This is a genomic window from Streptomyces sp. NPDC059248 (assembly GCF_042753905.1).
Classification (GTDB): domain Bacteria; phylum Actinomycetota; class Actinomycetes; order Streptomycetales; family Streptomycetaceae; genus Streptomyces.
The window spans coordinates 52,642-61,466 of record NZ_JBHYZV010000047.1; the positions used below are offsets into that span (position 1 = coordinate 52,642).

The following is an 8,825-nucleotide window of genomic DNA, read 5'->3' on the forward strand; positions in this document are numbered from 1 at the left end:
GATGCTCCTGGTGGCGAGCGGGCGAGCGGGCGAGCGGGCGGACCGGGGCCGTCCGGTCCGGTCCGGTCCGGTCGGGGACGGCGGACCGGCGGATCGGCCACCGGTGCCGGATCGGCGGACCGGCCACCGGTGGCCGGGTGCCGGTGCCCGCGACAGCGCCGACCGCCGGAACCGGTGGGTCACAGGCTGACGGATCACGGGCCGATGATCAACGACGACGGTCGGCCGAGGTGGACGACCAATCATCCCATGATTCTATGATGGAGCCATGTCCGACGAGCCCGCCGCCCCCGCCACCGCCGTCCGCGCCCCGGCCGAACCCGCGCGGGAGACCGCCCCGACCGACGCCGCCCCACCCGCGCCCGGCACCCCCGGCACGGTCTGGTTCGCCCGGCTCGTCATGGTCGCCGTCGTCCTCGCCGCCCTCAACCTCCGGCCCGCAATCACCAGCCTCGGCGCCCTGCTGGAAGAGGTCCGTACCGGACTCGGCATGAGCGGCACCGTCGCCGGACTCCTCACCTCGGTCCCCGCCGTCACCTTCGCCGTCTTCGGGATCGCCGCGCCCCGGCTGGCCCGCCGCCACGGCCCCGCCGCCGTCGTCTGCGCCGGCCTGGCCGCCATCGCCGCCGGACTGCTGCTCCGCCCCTTCGCGGGCGGCACCCCCGGCTTCCTCGCCGCCACGGCGCTCGCGCTCGTCGGCATCGCCGTGAGCAATGTCCTGATGCCGGTGATCGTCAAGCGGTACTTTCCCGACCGCGTCGGCACCATGACCGGCCTCTACTCCATGGCCCTGGCCATCGGCACCTCCGTCGCCGCGGCCGGCACCGTGCCGCTGACGGCGGCCCTGGGCGGCGGCTGGCGCACCGGGCTCGCGGTCTGGGGCGCGCTCGCCGTCGTCGCCGTCGTCCCCTGGGTCCTGGTCGTACGCGGTCGGAGTCCCCGCACACCCCAGGCTCCTGACCTGTCTCCGGCCGCGGCCCCGGACCCGGCGCCCGCCGGAACCGCCCCGGACCGCCCCGCGGGGGGCATCGTCCGCAGCCGCACCGCCTGGGCGCTCGCCGGATTCTTCGGACTCCAGGCCACCGGCGCGTACATCACCATGGGCTGGATGCCGCAGATCTTCCGGGACGCGGGCGTACCCGCCGGGACCGCCGGGGTGCTGCTCGCCGTCACCATGGTCATGGGCGTACCGCTCGCCTTCGTCATCCCCCGGCTCGCCGCCCGGTTCCGCACCCAGGGCCCGATCGTGGTGGTCCTCGGGCTCAGCGGACTCACCGGCTACACCGGACTCCTCGTCGCCCCCGCCGGGGGCGCCTGGGCGTGGGCGCTGCTCCTCGGGATCTCCAACTGCGCCTTCCCCCTCGCGCTGACGATGATCGGCATGCGGTCGCGCTCGGCCGCCGGAGTGGTCAGGCTCTCCGCCTTCGCCCAGTCCACCGGCTATCTGATCTCCGTACCCGGGCCGCTGCTCGTCGGTGTGCTGTACGAGCGGAGCGGCGGCTGGGACCTGCCGCTGACGCTGATGGCGGGGCTGCTGGTGCCGCAGATCGTCCTCGGGGTGCTCGCGGGGCGGGACCGGACGATCGAGGACGAGACGGGGATGCGAGACTGAGGCCATGCAGCCAGTTCTCGAACCGAACCCTCAGAACGGCCAGCGGAAGCTTCTCCTCGTCTTCGCGACGATGATCGGCTTCTTCGTCGTGGTCGGCATCATCGCCACCATCGCCTCGCCCGGATAGGCCGGTTGCCGGACCTCACGGGACCGGGCGCGGACCTCACGGGACCGGGCGCGGTGGCGCCCCCGGCGGCGGATGGTGGGGTTGTCCCCACCATCCCCTAGGGGGCTGGTCTCAGGGTCGAGTGGGTGGGTCGCCGGATGGGAGCGGGCGACCGCGGTCCCTAGGGTGGAGAACACCCCACCCCCAGCCGCGGACCAGCCCGAGGAGGCGTCCATGTCCGCCCATCTCCCCAGCCCTTCGCCGACCCGCGGCGTCGGCAGCCGACTGCCGTGGTGGGGGATCGCCCTTCCGGTGCTCGCCTTCGCGCTGCTGCTCGCCCTGATCGCCGAACCGGCCCGGGCCGAGGCGGCGAACGGGCAGCCGGTCATCGCCCCGATGGTGGAGTACCTCCGCCAGCTGCTCTCCCACTGACCCCCTGCCGCGCCGTGCTCGGGTTCCGCCGCCTCCGGGTGCGCTTCCGCGGGAAAGCGGGACGTCAACACCCCGCGCCCACTGGCCCGTTTCGTGCGAAGCTGGGAGACATGAGCGTCGCCACGTCTTCCGGAGGGGCAGCCTCCGACTCCCCTGGATCCACCGACTCCCGCAGGATCGTGCTCCTCAGGCACGCGAAGGCCGACTGGCCCGAGGTGTCCGACCACGAGCGGCCCCTCGCCGAGCGGGGCCGTAAGGACGCCCCCGTCGCCGGGCGCCGGCTCGCCGACACCGGGATCAGCTTCGACCTCGCCCTCTGCTCCTCCGCGGCCAGAACCCGCGAGACCTGGAAGCTGGCAGTCGGCGAGCTGCCCCACCGCCCCCGCACGGTCTACGAGGAGCGGCTCTACGAAGCGTCGCTCGGCGAACTGATCGCACTGGTGAACGAGGTGTCCGACGAGGTCTCGGACCTCGTCCTGATCGGCCACAACCCCGGGATGCACGCCCTGGCCGACGCCCTGGCGGGCGAGGCCGACGGGGATCTGCTGCCCCGGATGAACCGCAGCGGCTTCCCGACCTCGGCCTTCGCGGTCATCGGCTTCACCGGCTCCTGGAAGTCCGTGGAACACGGCGTCGGCACGCTCACCGAATTCTGGACGCCCCACCCCTGAGCCCCGGACCGCAACGACAGCGGCCCCGGCGCGACGGATCGCGCCGGGGCCCTTCTCCGTACAGGGGAGCGGACCACCGCTACGGCGGCCGCCCGGACGGGCTCAGCCCGCGGAACCGGACTCGCCGGACTCGCCGGACTCGCCGGGCCCGTAGGACTCGCCGGACCCGCCGGAGCCGAGGGCCGCCGCCTCCGCGTCGGCGGCCTCCACCTCCTCGCGGGTGATGCCCAGCAGATACAGCACGGTGTCGAGGAACGGCACGTTCACCGCCGTATGGGCGGCCTCGCGGACCACCGGCTTGGCGTTGAACGCCACTCCGAGACCGGCCGCGTTCAGCATGTCCAGATCGTTGGCGCCGTCGCCGATCGCGACCGTCTGCGCCAGCGGCACCCCGGCCTCCGCCGCGAACCGCCGCAGCAGCCTGGCCTTGCCCGCCCGGTCGACGATCTCCCCGGTGACCCGGCCCGTCAGCCGCCCGTCCACGATCTCCAGGGTGTTCGCCGAGGCGAAGTCGAGCCCGAGACGCTCCTTCAGATCATCCGTCACCTGGGTGAACCCACCGGAGACGACCCCCACCTGGAAACCGAGCCGCTTCAGCGTCCGGATCAGCGTCCGCGCCCCCGGCGTCAGCCGCACCTCGGCCCGTACCTTCTCCACCACCGAGGCGTCGAGACCCGCCAGCAGCGCCACCCGGGCGTGCAGCGACTGCTCGAAGTCCAGCTCGCCCCGCATCGCGGTGGCCGTCACCTCGGCGACCTGCTCCTCGCAGCCGGCGTGCGCGGCGAACAACTCGATGACCTCGTCCTGGATCAGGGTCGAGTCCACATCCATGACCACCAGCCGCTGCGCCCGCCGGTGCAGCCCGGCCGAGACCACGGCCACATCGACCCCGATCTCCGCCGACTCGGTCGCCAGCGCCGTGCGCAGCGCCTCGGTGGCCACGCCCGACACCGCGAACTCCACCGCCGTCACGGGGTACTTGGCCAGCCGGAAGATCCGGTCGATGTTCCCCCCGGTCCCGGTGATCGTGGCCGCTATCGCCGCGGTCGCCTCCGCCGTCAGCGGATGCCCCAGCACCGTGACATGGGAGCGCCCGACGCCACGCGGCCGGTTGTCGCCCGTACCCGAGATGATCTCGGCCTGGAGTTTCATGGACTCCGCCCAGCTGTGGACGGTCGCCCTCAGCTCGCCCTCGTCGGCCCCCTCCGTCACCGGCGCGGTGACCAGGGCGCACAGCACCAGACGGCCCCGGGAGACGACCTGCTCGATATCGACGACGTCGACCGCGTAGGCGGCGAGGGTGTCGAACAGACCGGCGGTGATCCCGGGCCTGTCCTTCCCGAAGATCTTGACCAGAAGGGTACGTACATCGGAACTCTGCGAAGCGCTCATGGTGGTCCCACCGTATCCGCGAAACGTCACTGCGAGACGCCGTGTCCCGGAGACTGGACACCGTTCACCGGGTGTCCGGGGGCCGTCGCAGATAGGGATTGGTCGCCGGATTCGGCGGACGGTACGGCGGCGCCGGATCGTACGGGCCGCTCCCCGGGCCCCCGGGGCCGTAAGGACCGCCCATGTCGTACGGACCCCCTCCCGGACCCCCTCCAGGCCCCCCTCCCGGGCCCGCCGGACCACCGGGTCCCGCCGGACCGCCCGGCCCCGGATCCCCGTCCGGCGGTACGGGCTCCGCGACCGGCCGGCCCCGCCCCCGCAGCCCCGCCGCGTACACCAGCAGCGCCCCCGCGCCACCCGCTCCCGCACCCCATACGGCGCCCAGTGCCGCCGCCTGTCCGGGACGGCCCGCCACCTCGATCCCGGCGCCGAACGCGTCGAAGCCCAGCACCGAGAGCGACGCCCCCACCGAGACCTCCGTCAGCAGGACCAGCAGGGGCAGCGCCACCGCCGAGAGCGCGCCGAGCCACAGCGCGCACCGGACCGCGAATCCGCCCGCGCCATGCCCCCCGAACGGGGTCCGGGCCGCCGCCAGCACCCCCGCGTGCAGCATCAGCACCGCGGCGGCGACCGCCAGCAGCCATACCCGGCCGTCCAGCTCCGCCAGCCGGGCCACCGTCGCGGGTTCGCCGTCGGCGCCCCGGAAGAACTCGTCCAGCGGATCCGGCAGCGCCGCCCGGGCCAGCGCGCCGTCCGCCCGCCCGTCGGCCGGCACGAACAGCCCGAGCGGTATCCCGAGCCACACCCCGTTGGGCGCCCCCAGCAGGGCGGCCCCGCCGATCAGCCGGGGGTGCTCGTCGCCGACCGCCGCGTACGCCGCCGCCGCGTACCCCGCGACGACGGCGCCCAGGCAGACCGCGACCAGCGCCGAAGCGGCGGGCCCGGCCCGGTCGTGGAACCGGCCCCAGGCGCCGGGCAGCGCCACCCGGCCCGCCAGCAGCGCGATCAGGACGATCCCGGTGGCGTACACCAGCGCGCCCAGGACCGAGTCCACGGCCTCCACCCGGAATCCGACCGATGCCTCGGCCTCCACCAGCTCGGCCAGCCGGCCGGGCAGGAAGCCGCCGGCGGAGTCCCCGAGCCGTCCCAGGTCGCCGAGGTCGTCCGGCAACCGCAGATCCCCGAGGTCGCCCAGGTCGCCCAGGCCGGGCCCGTCCGACCCGGTACCGCCCCCGTCCGGGACCAGCCGGGCGCCGTCGAAGGTCACGACGTCCCGGCCCGCCCAGGCCAGCCCCGCCGTGGTCCCCGCGAACAGCACCACCACCGCGCCCGCCCGGGCCGCCAGCTCCCGCCACGACACCGCGCCCGCGCGCCGTAACGAGCGCAGGAAGACGACCGCCAGCAGCAGCGCGCCCACCAGGGTCACCCCCAGCGGCGCGATGTCCACCGCCGTACGCGCCCCCGCGCCCTCCAGGCCGAAGACGGAGAGATCGCCCGCCGGGCTCACCGAACCGCCCACCGCGAGCACCACCACGGCCGCCGTCATCGGCCCGAGCCGACTCTCGGAGTCGGCGCCCAGCAGCCACAGGCCCAGGGCCGCCACTCCCGCCATGGCGACGAACGCCCAGCCGACCGCGGCGACGGCGGAGAGCAGGACGTCGTCCCAGGGCAGCCCCCGCCCACCGGCGGCCGTCCTTCGCGGCCGTCCGCCGCGCCCGGCACCACCGCCCGCGCCGCCCGCGCCCCGTCCCTCGGTCGAACCGTCCGTGCCCGCCACGAGACCCCCCGATCCGTCCGATGGACGCCTTCCACTGTCGGGCCGGTGACCACGGCCGTCAACCGGCCCTACGCGTCCGGCGGTCCGCGTCTCCACCGGCCCGGTTTCCGTCTCCGGTGCCGCGCCTGAAATAGTTCCCCCCGATATTCGCCATCCCTAGACTCCCTGGCACGGGGGTAATTCGGGGGACAAGCTAGTGGGGCGTGGAGTGCGGGAACTCGTACTGGAATGGAATGGCAGGTCCTGGACGCTCGATCCGTCCAGGACGTACACCCTGGGGCGGGATCCGCAGGGGGACGTGGTCTTCGACGACGCCCGGGTCTCCTGGCGGCACGCCAGTATCCGGTGGGGCGGACGGGCCTGGATCATCGAGGACCACGGCAGCACCAACGGCACGTATACGGAGGGGCACCGGGTCCATCAGACGGACCTCGGGGCCGGGTCGGTGGTCCGGCTGGGGAACGCGACGGACGGCCCGCTCCTGACGCTGACCGCACCGCCGGCCGCGCAGTCGGCCCAGGCCCCGGCCCAGGCCCCGGCTCAGGCCCCGGTCCGGGCACCTGCCCAAGCCCAGGCGGCACCGGCCCCGCACGGCTGGCCGGCCGCCTCGGGCCATCAGCACATAGCCCCGCAGCAACAGCAACAGCAACATCCGCTGCCGCACGTACCCGCCCAGCCCGGTCCCGGCGGCCCCGGCGGCCCGAGTGGTCCCGGTGGTCCCGGCGGCGGCCATCAGGGCCAGGGCCCGCACGCGGACCGCAGCCCCACCACGTTCCACCAGCTGGCACTGGGCCGGGTGATGCGGATCGGCCGCGCCCTGGAGAACGAACTCGTCGTCTCCGACCTCCAGGTCTCGCGGCACCACGCCGAGTTCACCGCCACGCCCGACGGCCGCTTCCAACTGCGCGACCTGGGCTCCCACAACGGCACCTACGTCAACGGCCAGCCGATGGCCAAATCGGCCACGGTCCTCATCGGCCCCCACGACATCGTGGGCATCGGCCACTCCACCTTCCGCGTCGTCGGCGACCGGCTGGAGGAGTTCGTCGACACCGGTGAGGTCTCCTTCTCGGCCCGCCATCTCACCGTCACCGTCGACGGCGGCAAGCAGATCCTCCGCGACGTCTCCTTCGGCGTCCCCGAGAAGTCGCTGGTCGCCGTGATCGGCCCGTCGGGCTCCGGCAAGTCGACCCTCCTCAAGGCGCTCACCGGCTACCGCCCGGCCAACGAGGGCGAGGTCCTGTACGACCGGCGCAGCCTCTACAAGCAGTTCGCCGAGCTGCGCCAGCGCATCGGTCTCGTACCGCAGGACGACATCCTCCACAAGGAGCTGACCGTACGGAAGGCGCTGCGGTACGCCGCCAAGCTCCGCTTCCCCGGCGACACCGCGGCGGCCGAGCGCGAGGCCCGGATCGAGGAGGTGCTGCGCGAGCTGAAGCTCGACATCCACCGCGACAAGAAGATCACGGCCCTCTCCGGCGGCCAGCGCAAGCGGGTCTCCGTCGCCCTCGAACTGCTCACCAAGCCGTCCCTGATCTTCCTCGACGAGCCGACGTCCGGACTCGACCCGGGTATGGACCGCGATGTGATGCAGCTGCTGCGCGGCCTCGCCGACGACGGCCGCACCGTCCTGGTGGTCACGCACTCGGTTGCCGAGCTGAGCCTCTGCGACAAGCTGCTGGTGATGGCGCCCGGCGGCTCCGTCGCCTACTTCGGCCCGCCGGACGAGGCGCTCAACTTCTTCGGCTACGACACCTGGGCCGATGTGTTCTCCGCCTTCGAGAACTACCGGGACTACGACTGGGCGGGCCGCTGGCGCGGCTCCCAGCACTACGGCCTCTACGCCGCGGACGCCGACCAGGCCGCCGCCCCGGCCCAGGCCGCCCAGGCCGCTCCCCGGCAGATCCGGCCGCCGAAGCCGCAGAGCTGGGGCGCCCAGCTCTTCACCCTGATCCGCCGCTATCTCTCCGTCATCGGCTCCGACAAGGGCTTCATGGGGCTGATGGTGATCCTGCCGGCCGTCCTCGGCCTGGTGAGCGTCGTCATCCCGGCCAAGTTCGGGCTGACCGCGCCGGACGACGGGAAGACCCCGTTCAACGGGGACGCCGGAACGATCATGCTGATCATCGCGGTCGGGATGTGCTTCTCCGGCGCGGCGAACTCGGTCCGTGAGCTGATCAAGGAACGGGTGATCTACGAACGGGAACGCGCGACCGGCCTGTCACGCTCCGCGTATCTGATGTCCAAGGTGATCGTCCTCGGAACGATCACCGCCCTCCAGGGTGTGATCATCTGCGGTATCGGCTTCGCCACCCGCGAGCTGCCCGACCAGGGCCTGCTGATGCCGCCGGCGGTCGAGATGTGTCTGGCGGTCATCGCCCTCGGCTTCACCTCGATGATGTTCGGCCTGGTGATCTCGTCCCTGGTCAAGACCGCCGAGAAGACCATGCCGCTGCTGGTGATGTTCGCCATCGTGCAGGTCGTCTTCACCGGTGTGCTGTTCAAGATCTACGGCTCGCCCGGACTGGAGCAGTTCGCGTATCTGATGCCCTCGCGGTGGGCGATCGGCGGTGTGGCCGCCACGCTCGACCTCGGCAGCCTGATGCCGCCCTGGGACCTCAAGAATCCCGGGGACACCGATCCGCTGTGGGAGAGCACCGTGAGCCAGTGGGGGTTCAATATCGGCGTCCTGCTCGCCATCGGCGTGGTCTGCGGCTTCGTGGTCGCCCGGCTGCTGCGCCGCCACGAGCCGGAGGTCATGCGCAAGTAGCGCCACCGCGCACCGCACCGTACGAGCCCGGACGCCGGAAGGGCGGCACCCCGTCGCGGGGTGCC

General features: G+C 73.3%; 7 protein-coding genes. 5 read left to right on the plus strand and 2 right to left on the minus strand.

Features of this window, described 5'->3' with window-relative positions; genetic code table 11:
• Positions 1-268 precede the first annotated feature (268 nt).
• The 4 genes from ACFXG1_RS20915 (at position 269) to ACFXG1_RS20930 (ending at position 2,821) form a co-directional block, all read left to right on the plus strand.
• A complete protein-coding gene (locus tag ACFXG1_RS20915) occupies positions 269-1,612 on the plus strand; it encodes a CynX/NimT family MFS transporter (RefSeq protein WP_384722164.1) in 1,344 nt (447 codons plus the stop codon).
• Between the two features lie 4 nt (positions 1,613-1,616).
• Complete coding sequence (locus tag ACFXG1_RS20920; protein ID WP_384722160.1) at positions 1,617-1,739, plus strand: SGM_5486 family transporter-associated protein; 123 nt, start codon at positions 1,617-1,619, stop codon at positions 1,737-1,739.
• Between the two features lie 213 nt (positions 1,740-1,952).
• On the plus strand, positions 1,953-2,150 hold the full coding sequence (locus tag ACFXG1_RS20925) for a hypothetical protein (RefSeq protein ID WP_384722157.1): 198 nt from the start codon (positions 1,953-1,955) through the stop codon (positions 2,148-2,150).
• Between the two features lie 110 nt (positions 2,151-2,260).
• Positions 2,261-2,821, plus strand: a complete 561-nt coding sequence (locus ACFXG1_RS20930; protein WP_384722154.1) for a SixA phosphatase family protein — start codon at positions 2,261-2,263, stop codon at positions 2,819-2,821.
• Positions 2,822-2,923: 102 nt separating this feature from the next.
• On the opposite strand, the gene serB is transcribed toward ACFXG1_RS20930, so the two are convergent.
• Positions 2,924-4,213, minus strand: a complete 1,290-nt coding sequence (serB, locus tag ACFXG1_RS20935; protein WP_384744047.1) for a phosphoserine phosphatase SerB — start codon at positions 4,211-4,213, stop codon at positions 2,924-2,926.
• 64 nt (positions 4,214-4,277) lie between these two features.
• Entirely contained in the window at positions 4,278-5,990 is a 1,713-nt protein-coding gene (locus ACFXG1_RS20940; RefSeq protein ID WP_384710155.1) for a streptophobe family protein, read from the minus strand.
• A 208-nt stretch (positions 5,991-6,198) separates the two neighbouring features.
• On the opposite strand from ACFXG1_RS20940, the gene ACFXG1_RS20945 reads away from it, so the two are divergent.
• Entirely contained in the window at positions 6,199-8,760 is a 2,562-nt protein-coding gene (locus ACFXG1_RS20945) for an FHA domain-containing protein (RefSeq protein ID WP_384710152.1), read from the plus strand.
• The last annotated feature ends 65 nt before the right edge of the window (positions 8,761-8,825 follow it).